At 68.4% G+C, this 18050-nt stretch carries 16 protein-coding genes, 1 tRNA gene and 1 pseudogene; 10 read left to right on the forward strand and 8 right to left on the reverse strand.

Annotated features, from left to right (window positions below):
• Positions 1-121 precede the first annotated feature (121 nt).
• A complete protein-coding gene (locus ACZ7OI_RS04805; protein ID WP_470262839.1) occupies positions 122-523 on the forward strand; it encodes a TIGR03667 family PPOX class F420-dependent oxidoreductase in 402 nt (133 codons plus the stop codon).
• A 13-nt stretch (positions 524-536) separates the two neighbouring features.
• On the opposite strand, the gene ACZ7OI_RS04810 is transcribed toward ACZ7OI_RS04805, so the two are convergent.
• On the reverse strand, positions 537-1124 hold the full coding sequence (locus tag ACZ7OI_RS04810; RefSeq protein ID WP_470262840.1) for a superoxide dismutase: 588 nt from the start codon (positions 1122-1124) through the stop codon (positions 537-539).
• Positions 1125-2122: 998 nt separating this feature from the next.
• Here ACZ7OI_RS04810 and ACZ7OI_RS04815 point away from each other — a divergent pair.
• Both ACZ7OI_RS04815 and ACZ7OI_RS04820 read left to right on the forward strand, forming a co-directional pair.
• A pseudogene (locus ACZ7OI_RS04815) lies at positions 2123-2596 on the forward strand (DUF6328 family protein); the annotation flags it as partial.
• A gap of 124 nt (positions 2597-2720) precedes the next feature.
• Positions 2721-4550, forward strand: a complete 1830-nt coding sequence (locus ACZ7OI_RS04820; protein WP_470262841.1) for a LamG-like jellyroll fold domain-containing protein — start codon at positions 2721-2723, stop codon at positions 4548-4550.
• A gap of 2049 nt (positions 4551-6599) precedes the next feature.
• Here ACZ7OI_RS04820 and ACZ7OI_RS04825 read toward each other — a convergent pair.
• The gene (locus tag ACZ7OI_RS04825; protein WP_116202834.1) at positions 6600-7097 is read right to left on the reverse strand and encodes an Lrp/AsnC family transcriptional regulator; all 498 of its coding nucleotides are present in this window, start codon (positions 7095-7097) and stop codon (positions 6600-6602) included.
• Between the two features lie 190 nt (positions 7098-7287).
• Here ACZ7OI_RS04825 and ACZ7OI_RS04830 point away from each other — a divergent pair, with 190 nt between their 5' ends.
• Complete coding sequence (locus tag ACZ7OI_RS04830; RefSeq protein WP_470262842.1) at positions 7288-8814, forward strand: APC family permease; 1527 nt, start codon at positions 7288-7290, stop codon at positions 8812-8814.
• Here ACZ7OI_RS04830 and lysA read toward each other — a convergent pair.
• The 3 genes from lysA to ACZ7OI_RS04845 all read right to left on the reverse strand — a co-directional run bounded on the left by lysA (position 8811) and on the right by ACZ7OI_RS04845 (position 12762).
• Positions 8811-10145, reverse strand: a complete 1335-nt coding sequence (lysA, locus tag ACZ7OI_RS04835) for a diaminopimelate decarboxylase (RefSeq protein WP_470262843.1) — start codon at positions 10143-10145, stop codon at positions 8811-8813. The two genes, ACZ7OI_RS04830 and lysA, sit on opposite strands and share 4 nt — an antisense overlap.
• 191 nt (positions 10146-10336) lie before the next feature.
• On the reverse strand, positions 10337-11239 hold the full coding sequence (locus ACZ7OI_RS04840) for a dihydrodipicolinate synthase family protein (protein WP_470262844.1): 903 nt from the start codon (positions 11237-11239) through the stop codon (positions 10337-10339).
• Positions 11240-11532: 293 nt separating this feature from the next.
• Positions 11533-12762, reverse strand: a complete 1230-nt coding sequence (locus ACZ7OI_RS04845) for a M20 metallopeptidase family protein (protein WP_470262845.1) — start codon at positions 12760-12762, stop codon at positions 11533-11535.
• Between the two features lie 76 nt (positions 12763-12838).
• On the opposite strand from ACZ7OI_RS04845, the gene ACZ7OI_RS04850 reads away from it, so the two are divergent.
• The 5 genes from ACZ7OI_RS04850 (at position 12839) to ACZ7OI_RS04870 (ending at position 15294) form a co-directional block, all read left to right on the forward strand.
• A complete protein-coding gene (locus ACZ7OI_RS04850) occupies positions 12839-13321 on the forward strand; it encodes a tRNA adenosine deaminase-associated protein (RefSeq protein ID WP_037354362.1) in 483 nt (160 codons plus the stop codon).
• A 23-nt stretch (positions 13322-13344) separates the two neighbouring features.
• Positions 13345-13785, forward strand: a complete 441-nt coding sequence (locus ACZ7OI_RS04855) for a nucleoside deaminase (RefSeq protein WP_470262846.1) — start codon at positions 13345-13347, stop codon at positions 13783-13785.
• Between the two features lie 43 nt (positions 13786-13828).
• A tRNA-Ser gene (locus ACZ7OI_RS04860) sits at positions 13829-13915 on the forward strand.
• Positions 13916-14154: 239 nt separating this feature from the next.
• Positions 14155-14490 carry a hypothetical protein gene (locus tag ACZ7OI_RS04865; protein WP_470262847.1) on the forward strand — a complete coding sequence of 112 codons (336 nt, stop codon included), beginning with the start codon at positions 14155-14157 and terminating at the stop codon, positions 14488-14490.
• 9 nt (positions 14491-14499) lie between these two features.
• The gene (locus ACZ7OI_RS04870; RefSeq protein ID WP_470262848.1) at positions 14500-15294 is read left to right on the forward strand and encodes an SAM-dependent methyltransferase; all 795 of its coding nucleotides are present in this window, start codon (positions 14500-14502) and stop codon (positions 15292-15294) included.
• Here the strand turns inward: ACZ7OI_RS04870 and ACZ7OI_RS04875 are convergent.
• Both ACZ7OI_RS04875 and ACZ7OI_RS04880 read right to left on the reverse strand, forming a co-directional pair.
• Positions 15291-15860 (reverse strand): hypothetical protein, encoded by a 570-nt coding sequence (locus tag ACZ7OI_RS04875; RefSeq protein WP_470262849.1) that lies wholly within the window; start codon positions 15858-15860, stop codon positions 15291-15293. The two genes, ACZ7OI_RS04870 and ACZ7OI_RS04875, sit on opposite strands and share 4 nt — an antisense overlap.
• A complete protein-coding gene (locus ACZ7OI_RS04880) occupies positions 15860-16153 on the reverse strand; it encodes a hypothetical protein (protein ID WP_208720114.1) in 294 nt (97 codons plus the stop codon). Before ACZ7OI_RS04880 ends, ACZ7OI_RS04875 begins: the two co-directional genes overlap by 1 nt.
• Positions 16154-16478: 325 nt before the next feature.
• On the opposite strand from ACZ7OI_RS04880, the gene ACZ7OI_RS04885 reads away from it, so the two are divergent.
• On the forward strand, positions 16479-17399 hold the full coding sequence (locus tag ACZ7OI_RS04885) for a TauD/TfdA dioxygenase family protein (RefSeq protein WP_470262850.1): 921 nt from the start codon (positions 16479-16481) through the stop codon (positions 17397-17399).
• Here ACZ7OI_RS04885 and ACZ7OI_RS04890 read toward each other — a convergent pair whose 3' ends face one another.
• Entirely contained in the window at positions 17400-17966 is a 567-nt protein-coding gene (locus tag ACZ7OI_RS04890; protein ID WP_470262851.1) for a TetR/AcrR family transcriptional regulator, read from the reverse strand. It lies immediately after the preceding gene.
• Between the last annotated feature and the right edge of the window lie 84 nt (positions 17967-18050).

Raw genomic sequence — 18050 nt, forward strand, 5'->3', positions numbered from 1 at the left:
AAAAATTGTCTGTCAGGACGGTGGCTGAAGGCGGCCCGGGACGTCCTCGGTGCGGACTGATGGCGCGGAACTGTCGGTGGCTCGTGGTTACCTGGGAAACCTACCGAGGAGGTATCCGACCATGACCTACACCCACGACCCGAAACTCATCGAACGCGCAGGCGAGTCCGTCGCATGGCTCACCACCGTGACTCCGAGCGGCCGCCCCGCGCCGAGGCCGGTCTGGTTCGTCCTCGACGGCGAAGACATCGTGGTCTTCAGTCGGCCTGGTACGGCCAAGCTCCGGCACCTCGCCGCCAACCCCGAGGTGAGCTTCCACTTGAACAGCGACGAACACGGCGGGAGCATCATCGTCGTCAACGGGCGCGCGCACATCGACGAAGCCAAAGCCTCTGAAGCGCCCGGCTACCTGGCAAAGTACCAACGGCATTACGCCGGTATCGGGTTCGCCGAGCCGGCCGCCTTCGACGCTGACTACGCGGTTCGGATCCGGATCATGCCCGAGAAGTCCTGGGGATTTTGAGGCCGCTCCGGATTCAGAAGCCGACGTCCAGGCAGGCCAGCCGCCCACCCGCGGTTCCGGCGTGCCCGGGGTTGGTGTGGGTGTGGGTTTCGTGGATCACCACGGACTTCGCCCGTCGTCCGCCGAATTTCCAGTCCACAATGGAGGTTGCATGACCGATGCCTGAGCGGTCGGTGGTGAAGTCGAGCCAGATCTCGTTGCGCGGGTTGGCGTAGGCCGGATCCACCGATGGCTTCACCGGGTCCTGCACGTGCTGGAAGTGTCCGCCCGCGGCGTCACCGGTGGCGCCGCAGGAGTTCACGTGCGCGTGTGCACCGTATTCGTGCTGCGGCAGGAGGCCGCTGATCACCAGTACGGTGGTGGTGCCGATGCGACTGCCGGACAGGGCGAAGACGTGCGCCCTGGCCCCGGCGGGCACGAGATCCGGGCGGTATGTGACGGCTTGGCCGCCCGGTGCGTATGCCGCGAATGTGCCGTGGGCAGTGGTGAAGCGCAGTGGTGCGGCATTGGCCGGAACTGCTGCGACGGTGGTGGCCGCGAGGCTCGTGACGGTGAGACCGGCGGCGAGGGCCGAGGAAAGGAACTTAGGGAGGAAACGCATGAAACTTCTCTAACCAGTCGGCGGGTGCCGTGCCATGTTCTCCACTCGAACGTGTGGAGGTCGCCCGGATCTCGGGACGGCTTTCCGTGCGGGCGTGAGGTGTGCCGGGCCGTCGGGTGGGGACGGCGTCGGGAGCGGTCAGGTTCAGACGCGGGTCGAATCGTGCCGCTAGGCACCAGCGTCGGCCAAGCCGTGCCGCTAGGCAGCAGGTCGGGCCGGGCCAGGCTCGGGTGAGAGCTCGGGCTTCTGTCCGGACGCAAGGCGTGAGGCCAAGCTTGCCGCTGGTACTGGTGCAGGTCGTGTAGCGGCGACGGAGTCCTGGTGCACTCCGCTGACAGGAGCGGTCGGCGGGCCGAATGCGGCTCGGGTACCGGTTGCGGCGGAGGCGAAGGGCGCTCGGCTGGCCTGGGCGAGTTTTCGGGCGATGACGCGTTGGGTACTTGGCAGCGTGGCAGCGTCGGACTTGCCCGGCGATGCTTCGGCGAGCACCGGTGGAGCCTGACATGCCTGACGACCCGAACAGCGCCATGGGGTTTGACGGCCGTCGTGAGGAGGTCCACGGGTCGGCGGATGCCAGTGGGCCGGTCGGGACCGGTGGGTCGCCGGATAGTGGCGGACCGGCGGACTCCGGTGGGCGGGCCCGCGGCGGCGGATCGACCTGGGGCGGGCAGGCCACTGGCGACGAAGCACCCGGCGGCGGACAGGCCAGCCGTGGCGAAGCACCCGACGGCGGGCAGACCAGCCGTGGCGGAGCACCCGGCGGTGAGCAGACCAGCGGTGACGAAGTACCCGACGGCGGACAAGCCAGCGGTGGCGAAGCACCCGACGGTGGGCGGACCAGCGGTGACCGACCGGCCGACGGTGGGCTGGCGGAAAGCATCGGACCGTCGCAGCGCACCGGATCGTCGGACGGCACTGGCTCCTCGGAGGGCAGCGGGTTCGCTGAGGTCGGCGGGTCGGCGCAGGTCGGCGAGTCGGCGGAGCTAGACGACGACGTCGAGCACACCGGCGAGACGCGGAACCAGATGCTGCAGAGGAACGTCGGCGAGCTGTTGCAGGAGCTGCGGGTCGCGCAGGCGGGCGTGCAGATCCTCTTCGGGTTCCTGCTGTCGGTGGTCTTCACGGGCCGGTTCCACGACGCCAGCGGGTTCGAGAAGACGCTGCACCTGCTGGCGGTGCTGCTCACCGTCGCGGCGACGGCGTTGCTGATCGCGCCGGCGGCTTGGCATCGACTGCTGTTCCGGACTGGGCGGCGGGAGGAGATCTTGCGGGTTGGCAACCGGGTCGTGCTTGTTGGCTTTGGGTGTCTTGCCGCGGCGATCACGGTCACCGTGGCGTTGATCGCGAAGGTCTCCTTCGGACCGGTTGCGATGGGGCTCGTCGGCGGGATGGCGGTGTTGCTGTTCGGGCTGCTGTGGTTTGCGGTGCCGGGCATGCTTGTCGGCGACCAAAGGCGACGCGACGGTCACTGAGCGGCGTCAGTGCGCGCCGGTGTTTGTCCTGCACAGGACAGAAACGCCGTGGGCACAGAGCTGTTCATCGAGCCGTCGGCAATTGTTGCCGTAGCGGTTGGGGCTGGCCCGTAGCTTCCTGCTCGTGACTGACTCTTCACGGCGGAACTTCCTGCGCGGTGCCGGAATCCTCGGTGCCGGCGCGGCGGTGTCCGCGCTCCCTGGTCTGAACGGGATCGCCGCGGCTGATCCCAGCGTCGCTCGTCGGCCGGACGGTGACAGTCCGCGGTTCACGATCGCGGTCATGCCGGACACCCAGTACCTGTTCGACGAGGACCGGGGCGACTCGACGCCGGTGGACGCGTCGTTGTCGTACGTGCTGCGTCATGCGCACGACGACAACGTTGTCTTCCTCGCGCACCTCGGCGACCTCACACAAAACGGGCAGGCGCGGGAGTTCGCTGGCATCAGCCGGTCGTTCCAGGCGCTCGACCGGTTCCGGTTCCCGTACAGCACGCTCGCGGGCAACCACGACATCGACGGCTCCACCGACGACCAGCGCGGGCGCACGCCGTACCTCGACGCGTTCGGGCCGCAGCGGCAGCGGAATTCGCCGACTTTCCGCGGCTCCTCCAAAGACGGCTACAACACCTACCACGTGTTCCGGGCCGCCGGTCGGGAGTGGCTGGTGCTCGCGATGGACTGGCGTCCGTCGGCGGGCGGGTTCGCGTGGGCGAAGCAGGTTCTCGCGCAGCACCCTCGGATGCCAGCCATCCTGACGATCCACGAGCTGGTCAACTCCGACGAGCAGGGCAAGGCATTCCTGTCGGACTTCGGTCAGCAGGTCTGGGACCAGTTCGTCAACGAAAGCGACCAGATCTTCCTGACCCTCAACGGCCACTACTGGCCGCCGAGCCGTCTCGTGAAGCGCAACGCCGCCGGCCATGACGTCCACCTGCACCTCACGAACTACCAGGACCGCTACTACGGCGGCAGCGGCATGATCCGGCTGTACCAGTTCGACGTCGCCCGCGGCGTGATCGACGTCCGCACCTTCTCGCCGTGGCTCGACGGCAAGCGCGACCTCACCGAACTTGAGCGCATAGAGGCGGAACGCAGTACCGACGTCGACTACTTCAGCATCGACATCGACTTCGACAAGCGGTTCGCCGGTTTCGCGCCCGTTCCGGTGCCGCCGGCCCGCCCGGTGAAGCCGCAGCTCGTGCCGGGCACCGTCGCGTACTGGCGGTTCGAGGGCGGCCGTGAGGGCGCTCCGGTGGCGGACAACGCGGTGATCAAGGACCTCACCGGCCGCGGCAACGACCTGCGCCGCATGACCGTGTCGGGCAGCGGGCCGACGGCGTTGACTTACTCGGCGGACTTCGCGCCTCGCCAGCCGTCGCGGGCGAGCCTTCGCTTCGACGGTGCGCGCAATCCTGGTCGTGGCGCTTACCTCCAGACCGTCGACAGCGCACCGATGAACAGCCTGACCTTCCAGCGCGGCTACACCGTAGAAGCGTTCGTCCGCCTGCCGGAAGACTTCCGCGACGGCACCCACGGCTGGTGCGGCATCTTCGCCCGCCTCGGCAACGGCGGCGCGGCCGGAAAGTCCGGCGACGACCCGAACGAATCCGCCGCGACGTTCAGCGTCTCGGACGGCGCCGAGCTTCAGTGGGCGGTGTTCCCGTTGAACCAGAACGGGATCTCGACCAACTGGGGGCACGAACTGCCGCTGGCGAAATGGTGGCACGTCGCCGTCGTCAACGACGGATGGCGCAGCACGCTGTACGTCGACGGCTGCCCGCTCCTGCGCAATCCCAAGACGCCGGCGATCGGCCTGGCCAATCCGGGCGGCGGCTGGCTGGTCGGCGCGTCGTCGTACCGGGGCAAGGTGGAGCGCAGCTTCTACGGCGAGATCGGCGAAGCCCGGGTGGTCGACCGAGCGTTGGCTCCGCGGGAATTTCTGCTGGGCTGATAGGCGGGGCCGATTGGCTGCTCGGCAATTGCGGCTGGCGACTGCGGTTCGTGGAAGGCGGACGCGGCAGCCGGGATTGCGACCGACTCGTTGGCCGAAGGTTGATACGGAATCCAGGGTCGCTATTCCGATTGCGCAGTAGGCAAATTCGACTGGTGCGACCGTTCGGAGGTATTAGTAAAACTGATGGCTTCGGCCAGTCGGTCTAATCAGGGGAGGGGTCGTAATAGTCTTCTGCTAGGAGCGTCGGAGCGGCTGGTCGCGAATTCGGTCGGGGTGAGCGTCGGCTGCGGGGTTATTTTTTCGCGGCCAGCGATGTCCCGATGAGTGGGGACCGGTTCGCTGTGCGGAGGGCGCGCGGAAGCCGGCGAGCGTTCCCATGCCGGGGACTGGGGCCGGGAACGTCGGTGTGCGACCGCAGGCGGGCCAGCGTCGATGCTGGGGCGGGATTCCGGGTCATGACCGGTGCCGTTGCCGGAACCGGTGCTTGGCCGGAGTCCCGTTGCCTGGCCGGCACGGATGCCGGTGGCTCGGGCTGACGCCCATTGCCGGGACCAACGTCTCCGTCTTCGACGGCGACGCTGGGTGGTGCGTGTTGCCGGGACCAGCGCGGATGCCTTGGCCGGTGGTGGAATTCGTTGCCGGATCCGGCACGGGTGCTGGAACCGGTGGTCGAGCCGGGGCCGGCGTCGTTGCCGGAACTGGTGTCGACCTGCTTTGCCGCCGGGTCAGCGTCGTTGCTGGAACTGGCGGTTTAGCCTGTTTCGTTGCTGGGCCGGCGTTGTTGCTGGAGCTGGCGGCTTTGCCTGCTTTGTTGCTGGACCGGCGTTGTGTTGCTGGAGCTGGCCACTCGAACCTGCTTCGTTGCTGGAACTGGCACTCAAACCTGCTTCGTTGCCAGGTCAGCGTCGTTGCTGGAACCAGTGGTCCGGCCGGAGCCGGATGTCGCGCCAGCGTCGTTGCTGGAGACGGTCGCCGGGTGCTGGCCAGCGTCGTTGCTGGGCCAGCAGTAGGGCTGGGATCAGTGCCGGAACTGGCGTTTGGCCGGAGCCCGTTGCCGGAACGGAACCTTGCCGCCGGGACCAGTGCCGATTCCGGGGCCGGTGTTCGTGCCGGAATTCCGAAGCCGGGACCAGCGCTGGTGCTGGAATCCGAACTCCGGAGCCGGAAGCTGCGGCCTGTGCCTGAACCGATCCGCGCCTGGTCCGGCCCCGAACTCGGCCGATCCAGCTTGGGGACGCCAGCTGGGATCGGCAGTCGGGGGACCGCGCCTTGATCCGGCCCTGAGGACCGGCCAAGCCAGGACAACAGCATCAGCCGGGAGCGGCGGTCCGAGGACCGTGCCCGCTGAGGCCGGTGGTCCAGTCCAGTTCGAGAACCAGTCGAGCCAGGCCCGGGGACCGGCCCGCTCCAGTCCGCGGAGCCAAGCCGACGCGGCCGAGGCGCCGGTCCGATCCGGACCGGCGGCGTCAGTCCGGTCACGCCAGCCCGAGGGCATCGTCCGATGACCCGAGCCGAGCGCTCCAGCCCGAGAGCTAGGACTGAAAGCCCTGCTCAAGCGGAGTGCTCCGGCTCGAGGATCAGGACCGGAAGCCCAGCTCAAGCGGAGTGCTCGAGCCCGAGGACCAGGACCGGAAGCCCTGCTCAAACCGAGTGCTCCAGCTCGAGGATCAGGACCGGAAGCCCAGCTCAAGCGGAGTGCTCGAGCCCGAGGACCAGGACTGAAAGCCCTGCCCAAGCCGAATGCTCCAGCCCGAGAACCAGAACCGAAAACCCAACCCAAACCGAATGCTCCAACCCAAAGACCAAGACCACAAGCCCAGCTCAGGAACCCAGCCAGGCATCCGCCTCGCTGAAGACCCCAGCCAAGCCAACGGTCCGTCCGCGCCAGGCGGAGAACCCGGCTGGCTGGCCGGTCGCGTATCTCAGACCGGGAACCCCACCGAGAACCCAGCCCGAGCACGCCAGCCCGTGGACCCAGCCGCAAGCCCGGCCAGAAACCTGGCCAGAAACCCGGCCACGGACCCAGCCGCGAACCCGACCCGCGGATCAGGCAGTCAGCCGTCCCCACGAATAGTCCTGTTTCGCGAGCTTCAGGTACACGAACAGCTCCGTCGCGACGACTCCCGCGATTGGCCGTACCTCGTCGCCGAGTACGGACAGGAGGTGGTCGTCGTCGCGGCACAGCAGTTCCGCCAGCAGGTCGAAGCGGCCTGAGCACAGCGCCACCTGGTGTACGTCGGCGACCTTGGCCAGTTGCTGGGCCACTTCGCGGGCGTCTCCGTCCACCGTGATGCCGACCATGGCCCTTCGGGTCAGGTCGACGTGTTCTGGCGAGGTCACGGCGACTATCTGCACCATTTCCTCTCGCAGCAGCCGTTGTACTCGCTGCCGCACCGCGCCTTCCGAAAGACCCACCGCCTTGGCCAGCGCGGTGAACGACGCCCTGCCGTCTTCCTGTAACAGCGTGATGAGCGTCCGGTCGGTCCCGTCTAGCGCTCTCGGAGCACGCGGTTCCTCGATTTTCGTACGGTTTTCGTCACCCATGCCGTCCCTCCCTGTGTTTCGGCATGTGATTCTTCAGACGCGCAGCGTATCGGCAGGAGCCGGAGAGCAGGAGACCCTTTCCCGTTTTCTTCTCCAGATGGCGGACATGCGCGCTCCGCACGCCGCCGTTCTGGCTCGCGCAAACACCGGGTACGGTCGCGGACCGCCGATCTTGAGGAGGAATATTCCAATGACCGAAGCCGTCGCCGCGCCTGTGGTGCCGGCCAAGGGGCTCCGCTCGAACGCGCTGGGCATGGTGTCTTCGACGGTGATCGGAATGTCGTCGACCGCCCCGGCTTATTCGATCGCGGCGACGCTCGGGTTCCTCGTGCTCGCCGGAACGGGGTTCAAGGCCGCCGCGTTCGTGCTGCTGTCGTTCGTCCCGGTGCTGTTCGTCGCTTTTGCCTTCCGGGAACTCAACGCGGCCGAACCCGATTGCGGCACCAACTTCACCTGGGCCACCCGCGCGTTCGGCAGTCGCGTCGGCTGGATGACCGGCTGGGTCGTCCTGGTGGAGCAGCTGCTGGTGATGAGCAGTCAGTCCGCGCTGACCGGCCGGTACACCCTGCTGCTGTTTGGTCTAGACGACCTCGCCAACAACCGCGCGGTGACGACAGCGATCGGGTGCGCGTGGCTGCTCGCGCTGTGCTGGCTGTGCTACCGCGGCATCGAGGTGTCCGCGCGGGCGCAGTGGGTCCTCCTCGGCATCGAACTAGCCGTCCTGGTGATCTTCTCCGTCGTAGCGCTTTCGCGCGTGTACAGCGGCACTGCGGGCCCGCAGGCGACAACGCCGCGGTGGGACTGGCTGTGGCCGAACGGGGTCAGCGTCGGGACGGCGGTGTCGGCGGTGCTGCTCGCGGTGTTCATCTACTGGGGTTGGGAGAGTTCGCTTTCGGTGAACGAGGAATCGGCTGATCCGCGGCACGCGCCGGGCCGGGCGGCGATCCTCTCCACCGTGCTGCTGGTGCTCAACTACCTGCTGGTGACCGTCGCCGCGCTGGCTTTCGCGGGCGTCGGCGAGCACGGGATCGGGCTGGCCAACGAGGCGAACGCCGAGGACGTGCTCGCCGGGCTGGGCGGCGCGGTGTTCGGGACGTCCGGGTTCGGCAAGGTCATGGGGGTCCTGCTGATTGTGTCGGTGCTGACCAGCGGCGCGGCTACGAGCCAGGCGACGATCATGCCCGCCGCGCGCACGACGTTGTCGATGGCCAGCCACGGCGCGCTGCCGAAGGTGTTCGGCCGGGTGCATCCGAAGTATCAGACGCCGTCGGTGACGACTTGGGCGTTCGGGTTGGTATCGCTCGCCTTGTACGTGCTGCTGGCGTTGTGGAGCCGCAACGTGCTCGCGGATTCTGTTGACGCGGTTGGGCTCACGATCGCGATCGAGTTCACGGTGACGGCGCTTGCTTGCGTCTGGGTGTTTCGCCGGACGCTGTTGTCGAGTGTGCGCAACTTCCTGCTTCGCGGCTTATTGCCCTTCGTGGGCAGCATGTTCTTCCTGGCGGTACTGGTGCTCGCGGCGATCGCGTACGCGAAGCCTGACGCCGGAGAGACCACTGTGTTCGGCATCGGCGGGGTCGCGGTGATCGGAGTCGTAGCGATCCTCGTGGGCTTCCCGTTGATGTTTGCCGTGCAACGCGCCTGCCGTGACTTCTTCGCCGGACGACGTCTGACGCGCGGCGCCGTTGCCCGCGGCGGTCAGACCATCGAGAGCTAGCAGCGGCGAAGCAGGTCTTCTTCGGTTTCGCGGCGTACGAGGAGCGTCGCGTGCCCGTCGCGGACGCCGACGAGCGGTGGGCGGCCGACGAGGTTGTAGTTCGACGCCAGCGAGTGGTGGTACGCCCCGGTGCACGGTACGGCCAGCAGATCGCCGACGTGGATGTCGTCGGGCAGACAGACGTCCGCCAGTACGTCGCCGGACTCGCAGTGCCGTCCGACAACCGTCATCGGCGTACGCGCGGCCTTCGTTCGACGGCCGACGAGACGTGCGGTGTAGCGCGCGCCGTACAGCGCGGGACGCGGGTTGTCGCTCATGCCGCCGTCGACAGCGACGAAGGTGCGCGCGCCGCGTTTCACGGCACACACGCGGTAAACGGTGATCCCCGCCGGTCCGACGATCGCGCGGCCGGGCTCGATTGTCAGGTGTGGCAACGGGAAGTCGCGTGACGAGCACTCGTAGCCCAGCGCCACGCGGAGGCGGCGTGCGTACCCCTCAAGGTCGAAGGACGCTTCGCGGTCGGCGTACGGAACCGCGTGTCCGCCGCCGAGATCCAAGTCGCGCAAGGTGATTCCGTATTGGTCGCGGATGCGGACGAGGACTTCGACCATCTTTCGCGCGGCTTCTTCGTAACGGTCCACGCGGGATACCTGCGAGCCGATGTGGCAGTGCAGTCCGGTCAGTTGCAGGCTCGGCTGCGAAAGTACTGCTGCGACAGCGCGATCGACGTTGTCGCGTACGTCGGAGCGCAACGAGAAGCCGAACTTCTGTCCTTCGGTGCCAGTCGTGACCGCAGCGTGCGTGTCGCCGCTGACGCCGGGCGTAACGCGGATGAGGACTCGTTGCGCGCCGTGTGCGAGGGTGCCGAGCTGTTCGACTTCGTCGAGAGAGTCGAGGACGATGCGCCCGACGCCGTACTGCAGCGCGGCTTTCAGGTCTTCGGGCGTCTTCGCGTTGCCGTGCAACAGAATGCGCTCCGCGGGAAACCCGACAGCGCGCGCGACGGCGATCTCACCGGCGGAGCAGGTGTCGAGCGACAGTCCTTCTTCGGCGACCCAGCGCAACACTGCTCGCGTACAGAGCGCCTTGCTCGCGAAGGCGACGTCGGCCTCCGGCAGCGCACGTCGGTACGCGCGGGCCGTTTCGCGCACCTGTTCCTCGTCGAGGAGATAAGCGGGCGTACCGAAGCGCGCGGCCAGGTGACTGACCGGCGCGCCGGCGAAGAGCAGCTCGCCGCCTTCGCCGAGCTTCGTGCCTTGCGGCCAGAGTCCCGGTTCTAGATGGTCGGCGGCTTCACAGCCGAGACTCGGGAGCAGCTCGCTGAGCGTCACGGTTACCTCCGGTCGATGTCGATCGCGGCGAACATCGCCAGCACACTGCGCCGACATCGGATCGGAACGTCCCGGAAACGACCCCCTGACGGCCCAGGCGGTCGTGCTGACGCGTTCTTAACGAGCGAGTAACCTCCGCCACACCCCGGCTGAGCTGGGCTTTGGAGAAGCCGCGGCGCTCGCCGGACGCGCTAGGAAAGCCCCCACGAGGACAGGATTTCGAACAGCTGGTCCCGTTCGGCGGACGTCAGCAGCCTGCTTGGCGGCCGCACGTCGGGGCGGCACAGGCCGAGCTGGGAGAGCGCGTCCTTGACCACGCTGACGTTGTTGGCGTTGCCCTCCGCGGCGCGCATCTGCTCGAACGGGCGGATCCGGTCCCAGATCTCCAGCGCTCCGGCGAAATCGTGGTTGCGCAGGCGGCGGAACAGATCGAGCGAGATCTGCGGCGCGACGTTCACCAGGCCGGAGGTGAAGCCCGTCGCGCCGACTGCGAAGTATCCAGGGGCGGACAGTTCGGCGAGGCCCGCGATCCACACGAAGCGCTCGTACCCCGCGTCGCGCGCGACAGTGCGGAAGCGCACCGGGTCTGGCACCGCGTACTTCACGCCGAGCACGTTCGGCGCGGCGTCGGCGAGCTGTGCCAGGTCTGAACCCTCGATGGCGGGGTTGCGCACGTACAGGACAACCCCAAGCTCGGGCACTTCGTTCGCGATAGCGCGGTGGTAGTCGATCCAGCCCGCGCGCGAGACGTACGGGTGCACGGGCTGGTGGATCATCACCATGTCCGCTCCGGAAGCGCGCGCGTGCTTCGCGGCCTTCACGGCTGTACTCACGTCATGGCCGACGCCAGCGAGGACGCTCGCCTCGCGCGCGGCCTTCGTGGTGACTTCGAGACACTGTCGCGTTTCTTGCTCGTCGAGCGCGTAGAACTCACCGGTGTTGCCGTTCGGCGTGACGACCTCGACGCCGCTCAGCACGAGCCGTTCGACTAGCCGCTCGTACGTCTCGGCGTCCACGTCTCCGGCCGCGGTGAACGGGGTCACCGGGATCGCCACCACGCCGGCGAGCCGCTGTCGCTGTTTCTCGAACGCCACGAGCAGATCCGATCTGATATATGATGTCTCGTCAGAGGGAGGGTAACACGAGGGCGTCCAGGACATTTGTCCTGATCTTTGGGATATGCGTCCTAGATTGGTGCTGAAGGGCGGCCTGGCCTGGCAAAACTAGGTACCGTTGGCAGATGGCCGACGCATCGTTCGCCCATTCCGGTCTCGCGCCGATCTACGACACGTTCGACGGCGACCGGGTCGACCGGACCGCGAGTTCGTCTTCCTCGCGCAAGCAGGGTGAGTCGGCACGCCCCGGCGAAAGGGGCGTGCCGAAACCCTCAGCGCAGAGCGTCCAGTGCGAACGCGGTGTACATCGCCACCCCGGCGGCCATCGCCGGTTCGTGGAACCTCACCCGGTTCGAGTGGTTGTCCTCGGTGGTCGCCGGATCCGCTCCCGGCTCCCGCGCTCCGATGAACGCGAACGTGCCCGGAACCCGCTGCAGCACATACGAGAAGTCCTCCGCGCCCATGATCGGCGTGGCCAGCTCCTCGACGTTCTCCTCGCCCAGCACGTCGGCGCCCAGCGACAACACCTCAGCCGCCACCCGCGGGTCGTTGACCGTCGTCGGGTAGCCCGGGTCCACTCCGGCCGACACTCGGCACCCGTGGGCCGCTCCGACCGCCTCGCACACCTTCGGCAGTTCCTCGCGGACGAAGGAACGCGTCGCCTCCGACAGGGTGCGAATGGTCCCCTCGAGCACCGCTGTCTCGGGGATGATGTTCGTCGTCGTTCCGGCCACGATGCGGGTCACTGAGACCACTGCCGGGTCGAAGACGCTGATTCGGCGCGTGACCATCGTCTGCAGCGCACCGACCATCGCGGCCGCGGCGGGGACTGGGTCGATGGCGTCCTGCGGAGCCGAACCGTGGCCGCCGCGGCCGGTGACCTCGACGCTGAACGTGTCAGCCGACGCCATCATCGGCCCGCCGCGCACCTGCAGGACGCCGCTCGGGCTGTTGGCGATCGTGTGCAGGCCGAAGGCTCGCGTGACGCGCGTGCCGGCCGCGTCCAGCACTCCCTCGTGGATCATGTGCCGCGCGCCGTGGAGGCCTTCTTCGCCCGGCTGGAACATGAACACCACCGAGCCGGCCAGGTCGTCGACGCGCTCCGACAGCAGCCGCGCCGCGGAGGCGAGCATCGCGACGTGCGTGTCGTGTCCGCAGGCGTGCATCGAACCGTCGATCTCGGACGAGAACTCCAGGCCGGTGTCCTCGGTGAGCGGCAACGCGTCCATGTCGGCCCGCAGCAGGACGGCCGGTCCGGGACGGGCTCCGCGCAGCACGCCGGTGAGCGACGTCGTGGAGCGGCCGTCGGTGAGTTCGATCGGCAGGTCGGCCAGTGCGGCGCGGATCGCCGCCTGGGTGCGCGGCAGCTGCAAGCCCTGTTCGGGGTGCCGGTGCACAGCGCGGCGAAGCTCGACAGTGCGGTCCTGCAGCTGCCGTGCGGCGTCGAGCAGCCCGGCGTGCCGATTGCCGGGCAGGGTGGGGAGGTCGGTGGGTCCGGTCATGGCTCGATAGTGGCACCTCGCACGCTTCGGGCGCACCGTGCGTGCGTTCGTCAGCGAGGCGGAATACGGTGTGCGCATGGCGGTGCAAGAGCCGGTCACGGGCTTCGCGATAGCTGTGGTCCGTGAAGACGGTCGGTGGCGGTGCAGTGCGCTCGATTCTTCGGCGCTCACAGAGTTGGACGCGGCGATCACCGAGCTGGGGAAGCTCCGGTCGACCGGGGCGGCGTTCGGCCTGCTGGCCGTCGACGACGAGTTCTTCGTGATCGTCCGGCCGAGCCCGAGGGGACCGTCGCTGCTGCTGTCGGACGCCGCGGCGGCGCTCGACTACGACATCGCGGCAGACGTCCTCGACGTGCTGCGCGTCGATCCGCCCGACGAGGACGACGACGCCGTCTGGCCCGAGGGCGATCTCGAAATACTGGCCGACCTCGGCCTTCCCGGCGGCGAGCTGGAGGTGATCGTCGGCGAGGTCGACCTCTACCCCGACGAGCAGCTCCAGATGATCGCCCAGCGGTGCGGGTTCGAGGCCGAGTTCTCGAAGCTGCTGGACCAGCTCTGAGACGGCCGGACGACATCGAGGCCGTGCGGGCCGCGCTGGACGCGGCCCGCGCCCCTGGTGCCGACGTGCCCATCGGCGCGGTCGTCTTCGACCCCGACGGGCGCCCGCTGGCCGCGGCCCGCAACGCGCGCGTCGAGCTGGCTGATCCCACCGCACACGCGGAGGTCCTCGCCCTGCGCGCGGCGGCTCGCGAATTCGGCGACGGCTGGCGGCTCGAGGGCTGCACGCTCGCGGTCACGCTGGAGCCCTGCACGATGTGCGCGGGCGCGCTGGTGCTCGCCCGCGTCGCGCGGCTGGTGTTCGGGGCCTGGGAGCCCAAGACCGGCGCGGTGTCGTCGCTGTGGGACGTCGTGCGCGACCGCCGCCTCAACCACCGGCCGGAAGTCCATGGCGGAGTGCTCGAAAACGACTGCGCAGCCCTGCTTGAGGCGTACTTCGCGGATCGGCGCCCCGGGGCCGAGTAGACCCCGCCGCACGCCGCTGAGGCAGTCCGGTATTGTTCTCGGCGGTGGCGTGTCCGAGCGGCCGAAGGAGCACGACTCGAAATCGTGTGACGGTTAATCCCGTCCGTGGGTTCAAATCCCACCGCCACCGCGTGCGAGTGGGCGAGTCATGTCGACGGAAAGCGTCGACGTGACTCGCCCGCCGTGTTTCTGGGGGTGCAACCCCCAGACCCCGCCCGGAGGGGCTTCGCCCCCCGGACCCCCCGAGGTGGGTGGGTCACCTTGGGCGTGGAGGGTGCGTGGGTCATCGCGAACCAATTTTTGGGCACGTCTGGTGGGGATCGTTCGTTTGACCTTTCGGTAGCTGGTCCTTGTACCGGAGGTGGCGCGTTGTACATCTATGCCCGGCGTCGGTCGCTCACGTTCAGCGGCAAGCAGGTGACGATCAAGGCCGCGGTCAAAGACGGGCTGTTCGGAGCGGACAAGAGACACAGCTTCACAGTCAGCAAGATCGGCGACGTCAGCAACACCGACCCGGGAGCGTTCAGCCCAGGGTGTCTCAAGTTCAAGGTGGCCGGGGCGTCGACTGAGGTGATCGAGAACCCGGCTTCCGGCGGCGACAAGGCCGATCTGTGCACCTTTTACTACAGTTCGTCCGACAAAAAGAAGGTGCGGCAGCTGGTCGAGGAGATCAAAGCCCTGATGCCGAAGGAGCTTCGTCCGTAGTCTGGGGGCATGAGCGAAGGGCTTCCGGCGGTGGGCAAGACCGCGGTTGGGGTGGCTGGGCTTCGGGCGTTGGAGAGCGGGCGGCCGGATCGGCTGTTCGAGGATCCGTACGCGGGCGCGTTCTTCCATGCCGGACGCGCGATCTTCGAAGGCCAGGAACGGGATTCCCGGCTCGGGATGGTGTTCGCGCAGCAGGTCGCGATCCGCACCCGGTTCTTCGACGACTTTGTTTCCGGCGGGACCCAGACCGTACTGCTCGCGGCCGGTCTCGATGCTCGCGCGTTCCGGCTCGACTGGCCCAGCGGCGCGCGGGTGTTCGAGGTCGATCTGCCGGACGTGCTCGCGTTCAAGGAAACCGTGCTGGCCGAAAAAGGTGCGCGGCCCCGGTGCGAGCGCACGGCGGTCCCGGTGGATCTGCGCGACAACTGGGCCGCTGCCTTGAAAAACGAGGGATTCGACCCGGATCGGCCGACGGTCTGGCTCGCCGAGGGCCTGCTCATCTACCTCAGCCGGGACGAGGCGGAGCGGCTGCTCACGACCGTCACCGAGTTGTCCGTGCCCGGCAGCCGGATTTCGTTCGAGCACCGGCCGGACGGAGAGCGGGACGGGCTGCTGGAACAGGCTCGCAACGTCGGCGGCGAGGTCACGGCGCTGTGGCGCGGCGGTCTGGCCGGAGACGCTCCGGAGTGGCTCGCCGAGCACGGCTGGCAGCCGGAAACCGTTACTGTCGCGGAACTTGCCGTCCAATACGGACGCGAGCCGTTGGAGCTCACGCGCGGCGGATTCGTGACCGCGACCCGTTAATTCTCTTCCTGCAGCACGGGTGTTCCGAAGGCGTCGAGGAAAGTCGTTGCCTCGCCTATGGTTGCGACGCCGCGCGCGACCGCTTCGGCGATAGTCCCGCACGCCTCTCGGACCGCCGGCTCCGCGGATCGGTCTCCGGCCAGCAGCGCGACAGCTGCCGGGGACACGCCTTCCGCGATCAGCATGACCCGCGCCGCGGTCTGATCTGCCAGCCGGTCAAGGAGATCCGCGAGATCCAAGCCGACTGACGCGGTGCGCGCGGCGGCTTCGGCGGCCTGCCGGTAGTGCGCGTCCAGTTCGTCGGCGCTGCCCCGGAATCGCGCGGCCGGTTCGCCGCCCCATTTGCGTTCCGCGCTGTGCGCGCCGCGTTCGAACTCCAGCCGGGCCATTACCAGAACGTCCCGGCCGCCCGACAGCGTGCGTGCCGATTCGCGGATCGTCTGCGGGGAACAGTCGATCTGCCTGAGCGCGGTGACGGGGTCCGGAGCACTGATCGCGGCGGCCGCGGCGCTCAAGGAGGCAAGCCCGGCGGCCGCGTTGTCCAGCGCCGGGTGGAGGAACGGCATCAACTCAGCAGCGCCGTCGCGATCGTCGGACGGTGGTGGTGGCCGCGGGCGGCCATCCGCAGCTGGCCGGCGAGGTCGGACGTCGCGTCGCCGAGGATGCGCGCGTCGACGTCCCTCGCGGCGAGCGCGGCCTCCCACCGGGCGGCGATTTCCCGGGCCGGGGCGGAAATCCCCCAGGGCGTCGATTCGAGGCGGGCTTCGGAGAACCGGCCCGCCGCACGGTCCGCGTCGGCAGCCGCTCGATCGAGCGCGTCCGCGGCGGCGTTGAGCCGCTCGCTCGTCGAACCTGCCATCGGGACCTCCGCTTCCGGGAGAGCGCGAACCGCGGTCCGCCACCCTCTGGGGAGATCTAACCCCATCGAGGCGGCCCGGGTCACTCGGCCGGGCGTGCGACGATTCCACATCGTGGGGATCCTTGACCGGGCGTTCCCCGCACCGCCAGAATTGGAGTCATGCCAGAGTACCGGGAAGTGCCGCTAGCCGGCCGTGCCCCGGCGCGGTCGGACGGAGAGGGCGTCGCCGCCCTCCTGAGGCGTCGCGGTCGTCTCGGCTCTCCTCCCGCTTAGGCGATTTTCCGCTGTCACAGCCGAATTCACCTATTCTTTCGGGAGTACCGCCATGTCTGTAGACCTGCCTGCCCGCCTGCGCTCGTCCGTCACTCCGGACGACGGAATCCTCGAAGGCCCGCGCGTGCTGCGCCGGCTTTCCAGCGCCGAAGCGCCCTACGAGCTTTTCACCCTGCGCCCGCTCGGACGGGTGATCGGCGCTGAAATCTCCGGAGTGGACCTCGGCGCGCCGGTGACGCCGCCGTTGCGTGCCGAACTGAACCGCGCGCTGCTGGAGTGGAAGGTGCTGTTCTTCCGCGACCAGCACATCACGTCGCAGCAGCAGCGCGCGTTCGCCGCGAACTGGGGCGAGCTGGAGACGAATCCGTTCATCCCGCAGGGAGATTCCGACGAGGTCGTGCGGTTCACCCGCACCGCCGGGATGCCCGGGTACGAGAACATCTGGCACACCGACGTCACCTGGCGGCCGAATCCGGCGCTCGGCTCGGTGCTGCGGCTGGTCGAGGTCCCGCCGATCGGCGGCGACACGATGTGGGCCGACATGGCCGCCGCCTACGACAACCTGCCCGCCGACGTCCGCGAGCGGATCGACGGCCTCACCGCGGTGCACGACTTCATCCCCGGTTTCGACCGGTTCACCGACCCGGACCTGCTGGCCCAGTGGCAGGACGCGTACCCGCCGGTCGAGCACCCGGTGGTGCGCACCCATCCGGAGACCGGACGGCGGACGTTGTTCGTGAACCAGGCGTTCACCACGCATATCGTCGGCCTCGACCGCGGCGAAAGCGACCGGCTGCTGCGGTATTTGTTCCTGCAGGCGCACACGCCGGAGTTCCAGGTGCGGTTCCGCTGGGAGCCGGATTCGGTGGCGTTCTGGGACAACCGCGCGACCCAGCACTACGCGGTCAACGACTACCACCCGCACGCCCGGATCGCGGAGCGCGTCGCGATCGTCGGGGATCGGCCGTACTGATCAGCGGGCGACGCCGGTGAGAACGGTGTCGACGAGTCGTTCGAGGTAGGCGTCGTCGGCGGATTTCGCGCGGATGAGGGTGTGGAACCAGAGGTTTCCGCCGAGCAGATCCATGATCATCTCCGAATCCGCGGTGTCGGCTAGTTCGCCTCGGTCGCGGGCGCGGTCGAAGACGGCCTGCTCGCGGCCGAGGCGGTCGGCGAAGAAGCGTCCGGCCGCCTCGGCGGTGGCGGGACGGTCCGGCAGCGCGGAGACGACGGCCGTGATGACGCGCCGGTTCGCGGGATCGGACAGCAGGCGGTGGATCTGGTTCGCCAGTTCGAGGAGATCGCCGCGCAGGGAGCCGGTGTCGGGGATCGCGAAGGCCAGCTCCGGAGCCTGGACCAAGGCGTCGGCGAGGACCTCGTCTTTGGTCGCCCAGGTGCGGTAGATCGTCGTTTTGTGCACCCCGGCCCGCGCCGCGACCGCTTCGACCGTCAATCCGTCGTAACCGCGTTCGGCCAGCAGCGCGAGGGTCGCGGAGAAGATGGCGTCCGCCTTGCGCGGGCGGGAGGCGGTCCGGTCCATGGCCCGATCCTAGTCAGGTTTGCAACGGTGCGTTGCATTTGGTACACCTGGGAAATGCAACGGGCCGTTGCATTTCGGCGGGGA

It is taken from the genome of Amycolatopsis sp. NPDC114503, assembly GCF_055633655.1.

What these genes read in the sequence shown, in the direction of transcription:
- ACZ7OI_RS04880 (WP_208720114.1), bottom strand. Translation starts at nt 16,153, where the DNA reads ATGGCAGGTTCGACGAGCGAGCGGCTCAACGCCGCCGCGGACGCGCTC.
- ACZ7OI_RS04890 (WP_470262851.1), bottom strand. Translation starts at nt 17,966, where the DNA reads ATGGACCGGACCGCCTCCCGCCCGCGCAAGGCGGACGCCATCTTCTCC.
- ACZ7OI_RS04870 (WP_470262848.1), top strand. Translation starts at nt 14,500, where the DNA reads ATGAGCGAAGGGCTTCCGGCGGTGGGCAAGACCGCGGTTGGGGTGGCT.
- ACZ7OI_RS04885 (WP_470262850.1), top strand. Translation starts at nt 16,479, where the DNA reads ATGTCTGTAGACCTGCCTGCCCGCCTGCGCTCGTCCGTCACTCCGGAC.
- ACZ7OI_RS04830 (WP_470262842.1), top strand. Translation starts at nt 7,288, where the DNA reads ATGACCGAAGCCGTCGCCGCGCCTGTGGTGCCGGCCAAGGGGCTCCGC.
- ACZ7OI_RS04850 (WP_037354362.1), top strand. Translation starts at nt 12,839, where the DNA reads ATGGCGGTGCAAGAGCCGGTCACGGGCTTCGCGATAGCTGTGGTCCGT.
- ACZ7OI_RS04875 (WP_470262849.1), bottom strand. Translation starts at nt 15,860, where the DNA reads ATGCCGTTCCTCCACCCGGCGCTGGACAACGCGGCCGCCGGGCTTGCC.
- ACZ7OI_RS04810 (WP_470262840.1), bottom strand. Translation starts at nt 1,124, where the DNA reads ATGCGTTTCCTCCCTAAGTTCCTTTCCTCGGCCCTCGCCGCCGGTCTC.
- ACZ7OI_RS04825 (WP_116202834.1), bottom strand. Translation starts at nt 7,097, where the DNA reads ATGGGTGACGAAAACCGTACGAAAATCGAGGAACCGCGTGCTCCGAGA.
- ACZ7OI_RS04845 (WP_470262845.1), bottom strand. Translation starts at nt 12,762, where the DNA reads ATGACCGGACCCACCGACCTCCCCACCCTGCCCGGCAATCGGCACGCC.
- ACZ7OI_RS04805 (WP_470262839.1), top strand. Translation starts at nt 122, where the DNA reads ATGACCTACACCCACGACCCGAAACTCATCGAACGCGCAGGCGAGTCC.